A 14,326-nucleotide genomic window follows, 5' to 3' on the forward strand; every position below is an offset into this window, starting at 1 on the left:
GCTCGAGGGTTTCGAGGCCGCGATGATCCTGGATGTGCGCAACCGCACCGAGCACACTGCCGGGAACATCCCGGGCTCCCACCAGCTCAGCGGCGGCCGTGTGATGTGGCACCTGGACGAGCTCCCGGCCCAGGGCACCATCGTGAGCTACTGCCAGAGCGGGGTCCGGAACTCCGTCGCGGCCAGCGCGCTGCGCCGCGCCGGCTACGACGTCGTCGAACTCGACGGCAGCTACAACGCCTGGACCGCCTACCAGCAGGCACGCGAAAGCATCCCCGCGAACTGACCCGCACCACCGGCACCTAACCGACCGACACCCTGTGGCGGCGGCCCTGAACACCAGGGCNAACTTGCCAACCAGAAAGCGCCATGACCGACGCAACGAAACGATTTCCCGCAGCCCTGTTCGCCCAAGGAACCGATCCGGACGCCCGGTTCAGCATGGCCAACGAACGCACCTTCCTGGCCTGGATACGGACATCCCTGGCTCTGATTGCCAGCGGCGTCGCCTTGGAGGCACTTGGACTGAATCTTCAGGAAGGAATGCGTCTTTCGGCTTCCATTGTCCTCATCGTCGCCGGGATCGCCGCGCCCGTGCAGGCCTGGTTCGGCTGGATACAGATCGAACGCGCACTGCGCCTCGACACGCCGCTTCCTGCCGCCCATCTCGCGTTCCCGATCGGGGCCGCTGTCTCCGTGGCGGGGATCCTGGTCTTCCTCGGGGTTGTCCTCGCCTGATGGCCGGCGCTCCTGAGAACCCGCCCGGCCGGGGCCACCGGCCCTTCGACGCGGGCCTGCAGCCCGAACGGACCGCGCTGGCCTGGCGCAGAACGGCGATGGCGGTCGCCGTCGCGTCCCTGGCTGCGCTCCGCATCCTGCCCGAGGTGCTGGGCTCATGGGCGCTCATTCCGGCGGTGCTGGGTGCCGCCGTGTCCTTCGTCGCGATTGTCCTCACGCACCGGCGCTACCGCCGCATCCACACGATCCTTACCTCGTCCGAGAGCGACAGGGTGGCGCTCAGCGGGGGAGTATTACCTGCCTTGATGGCCGTGGCCACCTTTGGTGGCGGAGTGATGGCGCTCATTGTCGCGGTGCGTTTCAGCGAGCACTTGACCCAGTAGGGAAGATCCGCCGGTTCCGGGTTGCCGCGGGTGCGCGGCCTTCGCCCGAAACCGGGGAGATCCGTCCTAGTTGACCTGGTTGATGATGGTCTCGGCAACCTCGCGCATGCTGAGGCGGCGGTCCATGGAGGTCTTCTGGATCCAGCGGAACGCTTCCGGCTCCGTCAGGCCCATCTTGGTGGTCAAGAGGCTCTTGGCGCGCTCCACGAGCTTGCGGGTGGCGAACTGCTCCTGCAGGTCGGTCACTTCACTTTCGAGGGCCTTGATCTCCTCGTGGCGGGAAAGCGCAATTTCCAGGGCGGGAATGAGATCCGCGGGGGTAAACGGCTTGACGACATACGCCATGGCGCCGGCGTCGCGGGCCCGCTCGACGAGTTCCTTCTGGCTGAACGCGGTCAGCAGGACCACGGGGGCGATCCGGGCCTTGACGATCTTCTCGGCCGCGGTAATGCCGTCCATGACGGGCATCTTGACGTCCATCAGGACCAGGTCCGGCCTGAGTTCTTCGGCGAGCTGCACGGCCTTCTCGCCGTTGTCCGCCTCGCCGACGACGTCGTAGCCCTCGCCCCGCAGGATCTCGATGATGTCGAGCCGGATGAGGGTCTCGTCCTCTGCGACAACCACGCGGCGCGCCGGTTTGGACGTGGGGTTTGATTCCGTCTGTTCTGACACGGGAACTCCTTGGAAAGGTACTGCGGGAACGAGATCATCTTAGGTTGTCACCGCGGCTGTGCTTGGACCGGTTTGGTTCGATGCGGCGTCACTGGCGCGATTCTGGAATTTAGCCTATCTGCATGTAGAGTAATTCCGCGCACGGGAAGTGATCGCGTTGCTCACAGCACTGTGGTTGGGCGATCATGGCACCGGTGTACTGCGCGCCCGAGTGGCGGAATGGCAGACGCGCCGCACTCAAAATGCGGTATCGAAAGGTGTGTGGGTTCGAGTCCCACCTCGGGCACAGTGTTTCCGCAGGTCAGGGTCTTTTTGGTGCTTTTTTCGTGTGGACAGTGTCCACACTCTTGCCTCTGATCTGATGTTCCGGGTGTGTGGGGTCCCGGAAACGGCCTATTCGGTTGTGTGGGGGAGCGGCTGCCTACGGCGGACCTGGTACCGCCCTGTGACGTCTCTTCTGGGTGTTCATTCTCGTTCGTCCTTCCGTTGGTTTTTTTCGTTCACCACTTCATGGCGGCCAAGGCCGCGTACAACATGACTTGCTGAATATTCTTTAGATGTACCCGGGGTGGGGCTGGTCCGGGTTTTCCGCTCTGATACCTGTTCATGCAGGAATGCGGGGGAACGGTATGACGTGGCCACTGATCCGGAGCTGATCATGAACTCCCTGAGCCTGGCCAGGTGGCAGGTGGGCCGCCGAACGCGGAGATCGGTGTTGTTTTCCGAAGTCATCTCGGCTGTGCGGAGCGGTCCGGCCTCCGAGAAGCGGGATACATTGGCTTCGCGTAGTTGAATGAAATTCGCGTAGTTGAATGAAAAGAGGCCGCACATGTCGAAGGACGACGTATATGTCGCTCAGCTCGGACTAAATCTATTGCTGGCCTTCTTCACGATTTCCTTGTTCTGGCAGGGGCAAGTAGACCGCCGCAAAGTTGCGGAAGATCGACGTAGGGAACAGGCCGCGAAGGTATCCATGGTGCGGCAGGTCGTGAAGATTAAACTGACCAGCAACTCGTGGCAAAACGCCTCTACGTTCCTGGAAATCAGCAACGACTCAGATGCGCCAGTCACGAATATCATGGTTTTTCAAAGGGCGCATGCTGATCCTGCTGCTGATGCGGCTGCCGCCGAACCGGAATGGAAGTCGCTGGCCCTCATAGATGATCCCATTCCTACAGTGATCCCATATCTTCCGGGCGGAGAATCCGAAAGAATCGATTGCGGGGTGTTGTCCAGCCATGAGTTGGAGTTGCACTTCACGGACGGAGCGGGACGCTCTTGGGTCAAGACATTGCAGGATGGCGCGCTCTGGCCCAAGAACCACTATTCGATTCATTGGTGGGCTGCTTGGTACCAGTGGCTTGCCCAAATACCGCGAATCGGCAAAGTGTTCAACTGGCCTAACGAACACGCCGTACGCCGGATGCGGAAAACCGTTCCGAAAATCCCACTGTCGGCCCGGATCGCCCGGCTCCTTTGGGGATCCGCTCCTGGGCCGGGGCCAGAACCCCATTCCTGGCGCAGACCGTTCGATATACCAGCCAAAGACTGGCCCTACCAGAGCATGATTTGGTTTGCGAACTTCGAGAGGGCAAACCCCCGCCTGCCTGCGGATCCATAGACCGTCAGGCCCGGGCGTCCCACTCTTGGGAGAATGTTAGCGGCCATGAAAAACTGCCCGTAGGCTGCCAGGGAACTGCCCGCTGACGGCCATGAAAACTGCCCGTCGGTGGCCATGAGATCTGCCCACTTCCTTACTGAACCCGACCGCTTAAGCGGCGGGAGCCTCTCCCCGGGGTTTGATGACGGTGTCTAGTCGCACCAAAGTCGCCCGGGAAGAGGCCCTAATGAAGTTTGACGAAGAAATTATGGAAATACTCGCTGCGTATGATCTGACCGGATCGTTGCGCGCCGCCGCGGAACTCACCGGCTGCTCGCACCACACGGTGGCCAGACACGTCGCTGCCCGTGACGCCGGCCAGCGTCGTTGCCCCGCAGGTGGTCGCGGCACTGCTGGCCGAGGTCACCGCCTGACCCGCATGTAACGCCGGGCAGCGCCCCTTAGAGTTGTGGGGAACCGACGCCGACCCGGGAGACTTATGGCCATTGACTGGACCAAGCTAATTCAACGAGCCGCGAAACAGGGGCTGAAGACCTTTGTGGAACGCCAGGGCTCGGCACGCGAGACAGAGCGACCCATGGTGGACCAGATCAGGGCCAACTTGAGCCGGATCCCGGATCACCACCACAGCCAGCACCATGGCGACTGGCTGACCGTAGTGGATGTCGAAAACCGCGTAGGGACGCGCTACGTCTGCCGCTGCCCCCGCGGTTACACCGTTTGGGTGGACGAGGAGAACATCAAGAACCGCCGGCGGGTCCCCGAACCCAGGCTCCTGCCAAAGAGGCACCCGCTAAGCTGCGACAAAGGTCTCTAAAAATGAGTTGGACTGGGTCAACGATGTTTCTGATGCAATCAAGCGATTTAGGCTGACATAAAGTCGATTATCAGCCTTCAAATAGCCAGCGGTGGGCGTGTAATTCATGACCGAACTGTGGCGGTTCATGCTGTCAGGGACAACTCGCGCTGCCTCGCGGCCGCAGCACGCACGCGCTGAATGGCCCGCCACGCCGGCATTACTTCAAGTTCAGCTGTTTCGGTAGCGCCGCCGATGGGCATGTCCTCCGCCGACAGATATGGCGGAAGGCCAAGCTCGTTACGCCACCAGTGAAGGATCTCTCGCTCAATGGCCCAGGCCGGTTCGCCATCGTCAAATACCTCCACGATCACTGCATCCCACCAGACTCCTTGACTTTCCACCGGGGGAGCGTTCACCTAGCAGCTTTCAAAGTCGGTCAAGACCTTGACCTTGTCCGCCGAGGCTGATTCCGGGTCGAAGGTGTAGCCGATCCACTCGCGGGCCAGCCGGCGTGCGAGTTCGATGCCCACCACGCGTTGACCCATGGTGAGGACCTGGCAGTCGTTGGAGAGGACCGAGCGTTCCACCGAAAAAGAGTCGTGTGCCGTTGTTGCCCGGATTCCGTCCACTTTGTTGGCCGCAATGGCAACACCGATCCCGGTCCCGCAGAACAGAATGGCACGGTCGGCGCCGCCGTTACGGATCATTTCTCCGGCGGCGATCCCGACATAGGGGTAGGGCCTCGTGAAGTCTTCGCGCGCATCATCGCGGTTTACGCCGATGTCGATGACTTCGCCGACGCGCGGATCCTGCCGCAGGTCCTCGAGGATCCGGTCCTTGTAGTCGACCCCGGCTTCGTCCGCACCCACGATAAGTCGCATCCCCATTGGTTGTCCTTCTCTCTTCATGACTGTGCTCCGACCGGTTCCTGGGCTGAGGTCGCATTGACACGCGCGACATGGCTGTCTGTGAGGTGCGGGCCCATAACGGTGAAAATCATCGCCAGGGAAGTGGCGCCGGGATCCGGTGTGCCCACGCTCTTCTCGGCGAGTGGGCGCGCCCGTCCTTTCAACGGGCGCAGTGCTGCCGTGGCCCCGGCTGCCGCCGTTGCTTTTAGCGCGGCGGCATCCCATGCCCGGCGCGGTTCTGCGCCGTTGACTGCCAGGCGGGTGAGGGTTTCGGTGAAGGGCGCCAGTGCATCCACCATGGTCTTATCGCCGGGTTCTGCTTTGCCGAGCCCGGCGATCCGGTCCGAAAACGCGCGCACCCCGGCAGCCAGTTGTTTGGCGTCGGGAATTCGCTGGTCTCCCAACGACTCCCCGAACGCCCGCAGTCCTGCGCCCCAGAGGATGCCGGAGGTGCCGCCGGCCTTGTCCGCCCAGGCATCACCCGCGGCGATGAGGACCGAGCCTGCCCCGGCACCCTGCGCGGCCGCGGCGGCGCCGGCGCAGGTTGCGGCGTCGATCCCGCGGACCATTCCTCGGCCGTGGTCCCCGTCCCCGGCAATGGCGTCCATGTCCCCGAGCCGGGTTTCGGCGGTGTGAAGACAGTCGCGGGCGGCATCCAATGCCGCCCGGCAGTTAGCCGCGTACTGGCGCGACTCCCCGGTGGCCTCAAATGTGGCAGGTGCGGCGGGGCCGTCGGACGCTTCCTCGCCGGACGCGTCGCCTGACTGAACGGCGGCGTTTCCGCGGCGGTAGGCCGGCGTCTCCGCCGGTGCCGTCCAGAGCGGCTCCAGTTCTTCGTCCAGCCAAGTGATGCTGAGGGAAACACCGGACATGTCCAGGCTGGTGACCAGTTCGCCCACCTCTGGCATGACCAGGATGTAGCCGTTGCCCCTGAGCAGCGGGGCAACGGTCAACCACAGCACAAAGAGTTCCTCGTGCTTCGTGGAGCCCAGCCCGTTGAGGATGACCGCCAGCCTGTCACCGGCACCAACAGGCGTTTCCGCCAGTAGTCGGGAGACGAACTCCTGGCCGAGTTCCTTGGCGGACGGCAAATCGGTGTCGAACAGGCCGGGTTCACCGTGGATTCCCAGTCCGAGCCCCATCTGCTTGTCCTTGAGCGCGAACAGCGGGGCGTCCGCGCCAGGGAACGTGCAGCCGTGGAATGCGCTGCCGATGGTGCGGGTGAGGCTGTTTGCCTTCCGGCCGAGCCGGACGACGTCGGCCAGGCCCGTGCCCGCTTCGGCTGCGGCGCCCATGATTTTGAAGACGGTGAAGTCCCCGGCAATGCCGCGGCGCTTGTCGGCTTCCGACGGCGGTGCGCTGGCGATGTCGTCCGTCACCAGGACATTCTCAACCGGGATCCCCTCGGCGGCCAGCCGCTCGGTGGCCATGCCGAAGTTCATCACATCCCCGGCGTAGTTGCCGTAGGTGAACACCACACCGGCGCCGGAATCAGCGGCCTTGGCCACGGCATAGGCCTGCTGTGCGGAGGGCGAGGTGAAGATGTTGCCGACCACGGCGCCGTCGGCCAGACCGGTGCCGATCAGGCCGGCGAACGCCGGGTAGTGCCCAGAACCGCCGCCGGCCAGGACCGCCACTTTGGGTTTAGCCGGACGGTGGCGCCGCACGGCGCCGCCGGGGACCTGGCGCACCAATCCGGAATGGACGTCGCAGAATCCGGCAAGGGCTTCTTCCGCAAACTCGGAGGGATCGTTGAAAATCTTGGTCATGATGGGCTCTCTGACGTGGCAGGGGCTCTTAGTGGATGTGGCTTCCGCCGTTGATGTCGATGGTGGTGCCCGTGAGATAGGCGGATTCCTCGGAGGACAGGAACGTGATGACGCCGGCGATCTCCTCCGTGGTGGCGTTGCGGCCCAGGGGGATGCCTGCGTTGATGGCGGCTTCCTGCTCATCGGTGCTGCCCACGCGGATGTTGGTGTCGACCGCGCCGGGCGTGATGGCATTGACGGTGACGCCGGTGGCGCCGATTTCACGGGCCAGCGCCTTGGTGAGACCGAGGATGGCGGCCTTCGCAGCGGAGTAGGGGACCTTGCCGAACACGCCGCCGCCACGCTGGGCGGACACTGACGACATGTTCACGATCCGGCCCCAGCCGTTCTCCATCATGTCCGGCAGGAACGCCTTGGTGACCAGGTAGGTTCCGGTTGCGTTGACGTCCATGACCTTGTGCCAGAGCTCCAGCGTCGTTTCCAGGAACGGGACCGGGGAGGTGATGCCGGCGATGTTGGCCAGGGCTCCCACCGGGGGCAGGATGCCTGAGGCGACCTCGGCCTTGACGGCTGCGTAGGCTGTGTTGACGGAGCTTTCATTAGCGACGTCGATCTCGTGGCCGAACGCGGGAACGTTGAATTCGTTGCCGATGTCGGCGGCGACCTTGGCGGACTTCTCACCGTCGAGGTCCAGGATCACCACGCCCCAGCCCTGGCTGGCGTAACGGCGTGCGGTGGTGATGCCGATGCCCCGGTCCGAGGTCGCTCCGGTGAGGACGGCGGTGCGCTGGATAGTGGTAGTCATGATGCTCCTTGGATTAGTGGGTGGTTCAGATGAGGTCGGTGATGAAGCTTGCCGCTTTCGCTGCGGCGGCGGGACGTTCGCCATGCGTGATGTCCCGGGTTTCGAGTTCGAGTGAGAAGTGGCCGGTGTAACCGCTCACCGCAAGGGCGCGGAGCCCGGCGGCGAAGTCGGCCCGGCCGTTGCCGATGCTGAGGTTTATGTTGCCGGGCACGGCGTCGCGAAGGTGGACGTGGGAGATCCGGCCCTCGTTGCGGGTGAGGTACTCCAGCGGGTCTTCGCCGGCGGCCACGATGTGGCTGAAGTCCATCACAATGCCGACGCCGGAGCCGGCCAGCCGCCGCGCCAGCAGTTCGGCACGCTCGAGGTTCCAGCAGAACCTCAGGAAGTGCAGCGATTCGGTCCAGACCTCGATGCCGAACGCCGCCGCGCGCCGCCCGGCGTGGATCAACTGGGAGGCGATTTCGTCCAAGTCCTCCTCGAGGCCGGTAACAGGTTCGTGGCTGAGCGCGCCGCAGGGCAGGACCAGCGCCTTCGCGCCGGTGTTGGCGGCAAGGGTGAGCAGCGCGTCCAAGTGCCGTTCGCGGGCGAGCCGCGCAGCGTCGTCGAGGGCTGCGTTGAGATCCCCGATGTCCCCGTTGACCGAGCGGACGGTCAGCCCTGAGGCTGCGACTTCCGCAGTTACCGCGGTAACGGCGGTGTCGTCCAGGTTGTAAGGGACGTGGTCGCAGACGCCAGGGAGAGCGCCGAGGTCGATTTCGCTAAAGCCCAGGCCGCCGATGGTCCGCAGGGCGGCCGGGAGGTCCTGGTGCCGGAAGCTGATGGTTGAGCAGCCGAGTCGGGAGTTGAACATCGTCGTTGCTCCTCTGAACGAGCGGGGTGATGTGAATCACTGTAAGTTGATCTAGTGTCAACAGTCAACCTCCTACATTGACTGTTGACACAGCGCCATGATGCGGGTCACACTGGCATATCATTTGTTAACAGTCGACAGCGGTGGTGCGGAAGCACGGCCGCTCTTCGAAAGGGATCAGCTATGAGCAACGAAGCTCTGAAAATGCGCGGCCATGTACATGGCACCAAGGACGCAAAGCGCGTCGCTGTCGGGTCAGGTGTCGGCGCCGTCATCGAGACGTATGACTTCATCGGCTTCGGCACCGCGGCTGCGCTGTACTTCGGCACTGCGTTCTTCCCGACCGGCGACCCGGTGACGGGGACGCTGGCGGCTTTCGCCACTCTGGGTGTCGGGTTCGCCGCCCGTCCCATCGGCGGCATCATCGGCGGGCACCTTGGCGATAAGGTGGGCCGCAAGCCCGTGCTCGTTGCTTCCCTGATCCTTATGGGCATCGCAACGTTCATGATCGGCCTGCTGCCCACGTACGAGCAGGTGGGCCTGCTGGCCCCGGCCCTGCTGGTCTTCGTCCGCATCGTCCAGGGCCTTGCCTTCGGCGCTGAATGGGGCGGCGCCATCCTGATGAGCTACGAACACGCGCCCTGGAAGTCCAAGGGCAAGTACACCGGCATCGTGCAGGCCGGCTTCCCGGTCGGGCTGCTCCTGGCGAACCTCGTCTTCCTCGTCAGCGTGAACCTCGGCGGCGAACTTGCCTGGCGCGTCCCGTTCCTGGCAAGCATCGTACTCGTCGCCGTCGGCCTGATCATCCGCGCCAAAGTCCCTGAGTCCCCGGTCTTCGACGAAATCAAGGACAGCGGCGCCATCGTTAAGTCGCCCATCGCCGAGGTCATCAGGACCGACTGGCGCAACATCGTCAAGGGCATCGGCCTGCGCATCGCCGAGACTGCCGGCTACGCCGTGTCCATCACGTACATGATTTCCTACCTCCACACCCAGCAGCTGGCGGACAAGACCCAGACCCTGGTGGCCCTGTGCATCGCGTCCGCCATCGGCATCTTCGCCACCCAGGCCTGGGCCCGGCTCACGGACAGGATCGGCCGCCGCCCCCTCTACATCTGGTCCTGCGCCTTCGCCATGCTCTTCGGCATCCCGATGTTCCTGCTGGTGAACACCGGCATGTTCATCGCCATCATCGCCACCGTCGCCATCTCTTACGCCGTCTGCCAGAACTCCCTCGCCGGCGCCCAGGGGGCCTGGTTCCCCGAACTGTTCCAGGCCAAGACCCGCTCCTCCGGGGCCTCACTGGCCTACCAGATCTCCGCCATGGTCTCCGGGTTCACCCCCTTCATCACTACCTTGCTCTTCGTCAGCTTCGGCTGGATGGGCCCGGCTCTCCTCTTCAGCTTCTACGCCGCGATCGGCCTTTGGGCCGCTCTCGTCACCCGGGAAACCTGGGGCAAGCGGGAACGGCAGCTCGCCGATGAGGCCAGCAAAAGCACCCCCCAGCCGGTGAACGTCTGATGACTGCGACGCGGGAACTGCACACCCCCGAACTCCCCTCTAAGGAACGAATGATTCAGGAAACTGCCTCAGAACGCCTCGAACGCGTCAGCGCCGCGGCCTACCGAATGCGGCACCACGCACTGAACATGGGCGAAGTCCAGGGCCAGGGCTACGTAGGCCAGGCCCTGGGAGCGGCGGACATGCTGGCCGCGGTGTACTCCGACCAGCTCCGCTACCACGCCGAGGACCCGGAATGGAAAGAACGGGACCGGTTCCTGCTCTCCACCGGCCACTACGCCATCGGGCACTACGCGGCCCTGGCCGAGGCCGGGATCATCCCGATCGAGGAACTGGACACCTACGGTTCGGACGATTCCCGGCTGCCGATGTCCGGGATGTCCACCTACACCCCCGGCATGGAGATCTCCGGCGGCTCCCTGGGCCACGGGCTCTCCATCGCCATGGGCATCGCGCTGGGCCTGCGCTACCAGGGCTCCGCGGCGAGGGTCTACAACTTCCTCTCCGACGGCGAACTCGATGAAGGCTCCACCTGGGAGGCCGCGATGGGCGCTCACCACCACCAGCTCGGCAACCTCACAGCCATGGTGGACATCAACGCCCTGCAGGCCGATGGCAAAACCGACACCGTGCTCCGGACCGAACCCGTCACGCAAAAGTGGGAGGCCTTCGGCTGGTACACCCAGCGCGTGGATGGCAACGACATGGCAGCCCTGCTGACCGCATTCGACAACACCGCCGCCCAGGCCTCCCTCACAGGACGGCCCTCCGTGATCCTGTGCGACACCAAGGTCGGCCGCCGCGTGCCCCTGCTGGAGGACCGGGAAAAGGCGCACTTCATGCGCATCGAAGAACACGAATGGCAGACCTGCCGCGAACAACTCACCGCAGGACTTGAAGGGACGGCCGGACGATGAGCACCACCACAGCAGTGAAGGGCACCGCACCCAAGCTGAAGACCTCGGCCATGATCGCGTCCTTCGCTGACCCCGGCCAGAAGACCGCCTCGGCACCGTTCGGACACGCCCTGGTGAAGGCAGCACAGGAGAACGACAAAATCGTCGGCCTGACGGCGGACCTGGGCAAGTACACCGACATGCACATCTTCGCCCAGGCCTTCCCTGAGCGGTTCTTCCAGATGGGCATGGCCGAACAATTACTCTTCGGAGCAGCCGCCGGCCTGGCCGAAACCGGCCTGATCCCGTTCGCGTCCACCTACTCCGTGTTCGCCGCCCGCCGCGCCTACGACTTCCTCTGCCTCGATTCCGCCGAACCGAACCTGAACGTGAACATCGTTGGCGGGCTGCCCGGCCTGACCACCGGCTACGGACCCAGCCACCAGGCCACCGAGGACATGGCGATCTTCCGCGGCATGCCCAACCTCACCATCGTGGACCCCTGCGACTCGATCGACATCGAACAGGCCGTCCCCCAACTCGCAGCGTCCGACGGGCCCACCTACCTGCGGCTGCTCCGCGGCAACGTACCCACCGTTCTGGACGAATACGTCTACACCTTCGAACTCGGTAAAGCCAAGGTACTGCGTGGCGGCAACGACGTCGTATTCATCTCCTCCGGGCTGATGACCATGCGCGCCCTCCAGGCAGCGCAGGCGCTGGCTGCTCACAACGTGGACGTCGCCGTCGTCCACACCCCGACGATCAAGCCGTTCGATGCCGCCACGGTCCTGGCCGAGATCAACACCGACCGGCTCGCCGTCACCCTCGAAAACCACAGCGTGATCGGCGGCCTCTTCGAAACGGTGGCGTCCGCCGTCGTCACCGCAGGACTCGGCAAACGCGTGGTGCCCGTGGCACTGCCGGACGAGTTCCTCGACGCCGGCGCGCTCCCCACCCTCCATGACCGTTATGGACTCACAGTCCAGAAGATCATGGCAAAAGTACTCGCCGAACTGAAGTAGAACAGTTCCCGCCAGAAGCGCGGCGCCGAACCACCCGGCGTCGCGCTTCTGCCGTAACATCGACAGTTAACACATTGACTGTAAACAGTCGACCACTGACATTGAGGAAGTAGCACAATGGCCGGAGCAACAGCACCGCTGCTGGGACTGCAGAAGAAGAGCCTTCGCGAGCAGGCCCTTGCCGCGTTGCGCGCCGCCATCACCAGCGGGGAACTGGAGCCGGGCCGGCATCTGGTGGAAACGGAGCTGTCGGAGATGCTCCAGATCAGCCGCGGCACCCTCCGGGAAGCACTGCGGCAACTGGAACAGGAAGGGCTGCTCTCCGCCGGACCCCGCGGCCGCCTTTCCGTCCGGCACTTGGATGCTAAGGAAATTCGTGATATCTACTCCGTCCGGGCGGCGCTGGAATCCTTGGCTGCGCGCACGCTCTGCGAACTCCCCGACCGCCAGCACGTCATCAGCTCCCTGCGGTCCGCCATTGAAGCCATGGCCGCAGCCGAGAAGGCCAGCCTGCAGGACCGGGTCGAGTCTGACCTGGAATTCCACCGGACCATGTGCCGGCTCACCGGCAACGAAACCCTGCTCCATTCCTGGGAATCACTGGAAGGGTCCATCCGGATGTCCATCATGTTCGCGGGCCAGGACAAGGGCGTGAAAAACATGAGCGTGGACCGGCACTACGACATCGTTGCGGCGATCGAGACCGGTGACGCGTCCCTTGCCCGGAAGACGATCCGGGAGCACATGGACACCGCTGCCGCGAATCTCGTGGCCTAACACTCGATTTCCAAGGCCGAGCTGGAAGCCAAGCGCAGAGTCACATCACGCGCCGCGCGCAAAGAACCACCGCTACTGTCTTCCAACGCCGATATCGGGTCTTCCGTCATTTAGCAGAGTGAGCCCACGACAAGGAAATGCCGCACCCTGCCAATACGGGGGGCGGCAGGTGGGGGGTGTCATGTCGGTTTCTGCCGGCTCCGCCATGAGATGAGGGAGAGAAGGTAGAGGGCCGTGATTACGATTCTTGAAGCAGATGAAGATGTTAACGGGGTGCGAAATCAGTCTCGGCGGACCCGAGATCTTGAAGCGGGAAATGCAGGTAGCCGGGCGACAGCGGAGGCGTCCCCACCTGCTTCGGTGCTGCTGCCGCAAGGCAGAAAAGGGGGTGTGCACAATGTGCACACCCTGGGCTTTGGATCGGGACGTACTGGTGCCGGACTGGACCGGACTGCGGAGGTTTGCGGGGGAATGGCGGAAATTCAAGGGCTGGAACCCGGTTCGAGTCCCACCTCGGGCACAGTGTTTTCGCAGGTCAGGGGCTTTTTTGGTGTTATTTGGTGTGCACATTGTGCACACTTTCGCCTCTGATCTGATGTTCCGGGTGTGTGGGGTCCCGGAAACGGCCTATTCGGTTGTGTAGGGGAGCGGCTGCCTACGGTGGACCGGGTGCCGCCCTGCGGGGTCTCTTCTGGGTGTTCATCCTCGTTCTCTCTTCCCTTGGTTTCTTGCGTTCACCACTTCATGGTGGCTATAGCCGCCTACTACATGACGTGCTGATTATTCTTTAGATGGACCTGGGTTTGCCGCTGGTCCGGATTTTCCGCTCTGATACCTGTTCATGCAGGACTGCGGGGGGAACGGCATGACATGGCAACTGATCCGGAGAGCTGATCATGAGCTCGCTAAGCCTGGCCGGTCAGTAGGCGGGCCGGCTTCGAGGGCGAGTGTGTCGGAACTGGCGGGCTTTGCTGCCATGGCCTTCCCCTCAGTTAACCCGCCGCCGCAGCCGTCATTTTCCCCGTCATCGCCGCATCCGGCTTCTGGGTATCCGGCGTCGCTGTCCTCGCTGTTTTACCGGTGGGAGCTGGCCACGTTGCCCTCCAACAGATCCCGACGATCTCTGCCTCCCCGGCGTCAACGCATGCTGGGCGAGCAGCGCGGCGACGACCCAGACCGGATTTTTACCGATCGCCTGTGCGATCGAAGCGGTCGTTCGTGGGATAAGAGGGCGCATCAGAGGAGGAGTCCGGTCGTAGCCGTAATGTCGAGAAGGCCGGACCCGAGGCACCGGTTCCTGAATGCTGGATCACTCCTCGGAGGGAGGGGAGCGCAGGAGCCGGTCCGGCGGGTGCAGGTCAATGATTGGCAGGTGCCCGTCGGTGCGGATGGCGTCACCACCGCCGTTGCGGTGGTGGTAGCCGCTGGAGTAGTGCAGGATTACGTGCACCGATGAATACTGGCTTCCAAGGGAGCCACCTGTCGTGCGCTTCAGAGCCACCTGCCCAGATCACGGATCGTGTCGTTCAGAGCCACGATTGGCGTGGTTGAGAGCCACCTGA

At 63.8% G+C, this 14,326-nt stretch carries 17 protein-coding genes and 1 tRNA gene; 11 read left to right on the forward strand and 7 right to left on the reverse strand.

Annotation, left to right across the window (positions count from 1 at the left end):
- The 3 genes from ACZYX4_RS17245 to ACZYX4_RS17255 form a co-directional block, all read left to right on the forward strand.
- The coding region (locus ACZYX4_RS17245) for a rhodanese-like domain-containing protein (RefSeq protein WP_463878222.1) at positions 1-286 on the forward strand (286 nt) is incomplete at its 5' end.
- Between the two features lie 83 nt (positions 287-369).
- On the forward strand, positions 370-738 hold the full coding sequence (locus ACZYX4_RS17250; protein WP_463878224.1) for a YidH family protein: 369 nt from the start codon (positions 370-372) through the stop codon (positions 736-738).
- Positions 738-1,121: a DUF202 domain-containing protein gene (locus tag ACZYX4_RS17255; RefSeq protein WP_463878226.1), complete on the forward strand. Its 384-nt coding sequence runs from the start codon at positions 738-740 to the stop codon at positions 1,119-1,121. Before ACZYX4_RS17250 ends, ACZYX4_RS17255 begins: the two co-directional genes overlap by 1 nt.
- Positions 1,122-1,187: 66 nt before the next feature.
- Here ACZYX4_RS17255 and ACZYX4_RS17260 read toward each other — a convergent pair whose 3' ends face one another.
- Positions 1,188-1,793 (reverse strand): ANTAR domain-containing response regulator, encoded by a 606-nt coding sequence (locus ACZYX4_RS17260; protein ID WP_463878228.1) that lies wholly within the window; start codon positions 1,791-1,793, stop codon positions 1,188-1,190.
- A 205-nt stretch (positions 1,794-1,998) separates the two neighbouring features.
- On the opposite strand from ACZYX4_RS17260, the gene ACZYX4_RS17265 reads away from it, so the two are divergent.
- From ACZYX4_RS17265 to ACZYX4_RS17280, 4 genes are all read left to right on the forward strand, one after another.
- A tRNA-Leu gene (locus ACZYX4_RS17265) sits at positions 1,999-2,079 on the forward strand.
- A gap of 543 nt (positions 2,080-2,622) precedes the next feature.
- On the forward strand, positions 2,623-3,414 hold the full coding sequence (locus ACZYX4_RS17270; RefSeq protein ID WP_463878231.1) for a hypothetical protein: 792 nt from the start codon (positions 2,623-2,625) through the stop codon (positions 3,412-3,414).
- Between the two features lie 226 nt (positions 3,415-3,640).
- Positions 3,641-3,838 (forward strand): hypothetical protein, encoded by a 198-nt coding sequence (locus tag ACZYX4_RS17275; RefSeq protein ID WP_463878260.1) that lies wholly within the window; start codon positions 3,641-3,643, stop codon positions 3,836-3,838.
- 54 nt (positions 3,839-3,892) lie between these two features.
- Positions 3,893-4,231 (forward strand): hypothetical protein, encoded by a 339-nt coding sequence (locus ACZYX4_RS17280; RefSeq protein ID WP_463878234.1) that lies wholly within the window; start codon positions 3,893-3,895, stop codon positions 4,229-4,231.
- A 125-nt stretch (positions 4,232-4,356) separates the two neighbouring features.
- Here ACZYX4_RS17280 and ACZYX4_RS17285 read toward each other — a convergent pair whose 3' ends face one another.
- From ACZYX4_RS17285 to ACZYX4_RS17305, 5 genes are read right to left on the reverse strand one after another with little or no spacing between them, the layout of a single operon-like run.
- Complete coding sequence (locus ACZYX4_RS17285; RefSeq protein ID WP_463878236.1) at positions 4,357-4,584, reverse strand: hypothetical protein; 228 nt, start codon at positions 4,582-4,584, stop codon at positions 4,357-4,359.
- 45 nt (positions 4,585-4,629) lie between these two features.
- Positions 4,630-5,094, reverse strand: coding sequence for a ribose-5-phosphate isomerase (locus ACZYX4_RS17290; protein WP_463878257.1), 465 nt, complete (start codon positions 5,092-5,094; stop codon positions 4,630-4,632).
- 23 nt (positions 5,095-5,117) lie between these two features.
- Positions 5,118-6,890 carry a dihydroxyacetone kinase family protein gene (locus ACZYX4_RS17295; RefSeq protein WP_463878237.1) on the reverse strand — a complete coding sequence of 591 codons (1,773 nt, stop codon included), beginning with the start codon at positions 6,888-6,890 and terminating at the stop codon, positions 5,118-5,120.
- Positions 6,891-6,918: 28 nt separating this feature from the next.
- Complete coding sequence (locus tag ACZYX4_RS17300) at positions 6,919-7,695, reverse strand: SDR family NAD(P)-dependent oxidoreductase (protein ID WP_463878240.1); 777 nt, start codon at positions 7,693-7,695, stop codon at positions 6,919-6,921.
- Between the two features lie 25 nt (positions 7,696-7,720).
- Positions 7,721-8,545, reverse strand: a complete 825-nt coding sequence (locus ACZYX4_RS17305) for a sugar phosphate isomerase/epimerase family protein (RefSeq protein ID WP_463878242.1) — start codon at positions 8,543-8,545, stop codon at positions 7,721-7,723.
- A 183-nt stretch (positions 8,546-8,728) separates the two neighbouring features.
- Here ACZYX4_RS17305 and ACZYX4_RS17310 point away from each other — a divergent pair, with 183 nt between their 5' ends.
- The 4 genes from ACZYX4_RS17310 to ACZYX4_RS17325 all read left to right on the forward strand — a co-directional run bounded on the left by ACZYX4_RS17310 (position 8,729) and on the right by ACZYX4_RS17325 (position 12,764).
- Positions 8,729-10,066 (forward strand): MFS transporter, encoded by a 1,338-nt coding sequence (locus ACZYX4_RS17310; protein WP_463878245.1) that lies wholly within the window; start codon positions 8,729-8,731, stop codon positions 10,064-10,066.
- Positions 10,067-10,116: 50 nt separating this feature from the next.
- Positions 10,117-10,983, forward strand: a complete 867-nt coding sequence (locus ACZYX4_RS17315; RefSeq protein WP_463878248.1) for a transketolase — start codon at positions 10,117-10,119, stop codon at positions 10,981-10,983.
- Positions 10,980-11,987, forward strand: a complete 1,008-nt coding sequence (locus ACZYX4_RS17320; protein WP_463878250.1) for a transketolase family protein — start codon at positions 10,980-10,982, stop codon at positions 11,985-11,987. Before ACZYX4_RS17315 ends, ACZYX4_RS17320 begins: the two co-directional genes overlap by 4 nt.
- Before the next feature lie 117 nt (positions 11,988-12,104).
- A complete protein-coding gene (locus ACZYX4_RS17325) occupies positions 12,105-12,764 on the forward strand; it encodes a GntR family transcriptional regulator (protein ID WP_463878252.1) in 660 nt (219 codons plus the stop codon).
- Between the two features lie 1,309 nt (positions 12,765-14,073).
- Here the strand turns inward: ACZYX4_RS17325 and ACZYX4_RS17330 are convergent.
- Positions 14,074-14,214 (reverse strand): hypothetical protein, encoded by a 141-nt coding sequence (locus ACZYX4_RS17330; protein WP_463878255.1) that lies wholly within the window; start codon positions 14,212-14,214, stop codon positions 14,074-14,076.
- Positions 14,215-14,326: the final 112 nt, after the last annotated feature.

It is taken from the genome of Pseudarthrobacter leeuwenhoeki, from assembly GCF_055412885.1.

Excerpts from the sequence above, each read along its gene's own strand:
- ACZYX4_RS17255 (WP_463878226.1), top strand. The coding sequence starts at position 738 with ATGGCCGGCGCTCCTGAGAACCCGCCCGGCCGGGGCCACCGGCCCTTC.
- ACZYX4_RS17315 (WP_463878248.1), top strand. The coding sequence starts at position 10,117 with ATGATTCAGGAAACTGCCTCAGAACGCCTCGAACGCGTCAGCGCCGCG.
- ACZYX4_RS17290 (WP_463878257.1), bottom strand. The coding sequence starts at position 5,094 with ATGCGACTTATCGTGGGTGCGGACGAAGCCGGGGTCGACTACAAGGAC.
- ACZYX4_RS17295 (WP_463878237.1), bottom strand. The coding sequence starts at position 6,890 with ATGACCAAGATTTTCAACGATCCCTCCGAGTTTGCGGAAGAAGCCCTT.
- ACZYX4_RS17310 (WP_463878245.1), top strand. The coding sequence starts at position 8,729 with ATGAGCAACGAAGCTCTGAAAATGCGCGGCCATGTACATGGCACCAAG.
- ACZYX4_RS17270 (WP_463878231.1), top strand. The coding sequence starts at position 2,623 with ATGTCGAAGGACGACGTATATGTCGCTCAGCTCGGACTAAATCTATTG.
- ACZYX4_RS17280 (WP_463878234.1), top strand. The coding sequence starts at position 3,893 with ATGGCCATTGACTGGACCAAGCTAATTCAACGAGCCGCGAAACAGGGG.
- ACZYX4_RS17325 (WP_463878252.1), top strand. The coding sequence starts at position 12,105 with ATGGCCGGAGCAACAGCACCGCTGCTGGGACTGCAGAAGAAGAGCCTT.
- ACZYX4_RS17305 (WP_463878242.1), bottom strand. The coding sequence starts at position 8,545 with ATGTTCAACTCCCGACTCGGCTGCTCAACCATCAGCTTCCGGCACCAG.
- ACZYX4_RS17320 (WP_463878250.1), top strand. The coding sequence starts at position 10,980 with ATGAGCACCACCACAGCAGTGAAGGGCACCGCACCCAAGCTGAAGACC.
- ACZYX4_RS17300 (WP_463878240.1), bottom strand. The coding sequence starts at position 7,695 with ATGACTACCACTATCCAGCGCACCGCCGTCCTCACCGGAGCGACCTCG.
- ACZYX4_RS17275 (WP_463878260.1), top strand. The coding sequence starts at position 3,641 with ATGAAGTTTGACGAAGAAATTATGGAAATACTCGCTGCGTATGATCTG.
- ACZYX4_RS17250 (WP_463878224.1), top strand. The coding sequence starts at position 370 with ATGACCGACGCAACGAAACGATTTCCCGCAGCCCTGTTCGCCCAAGGA.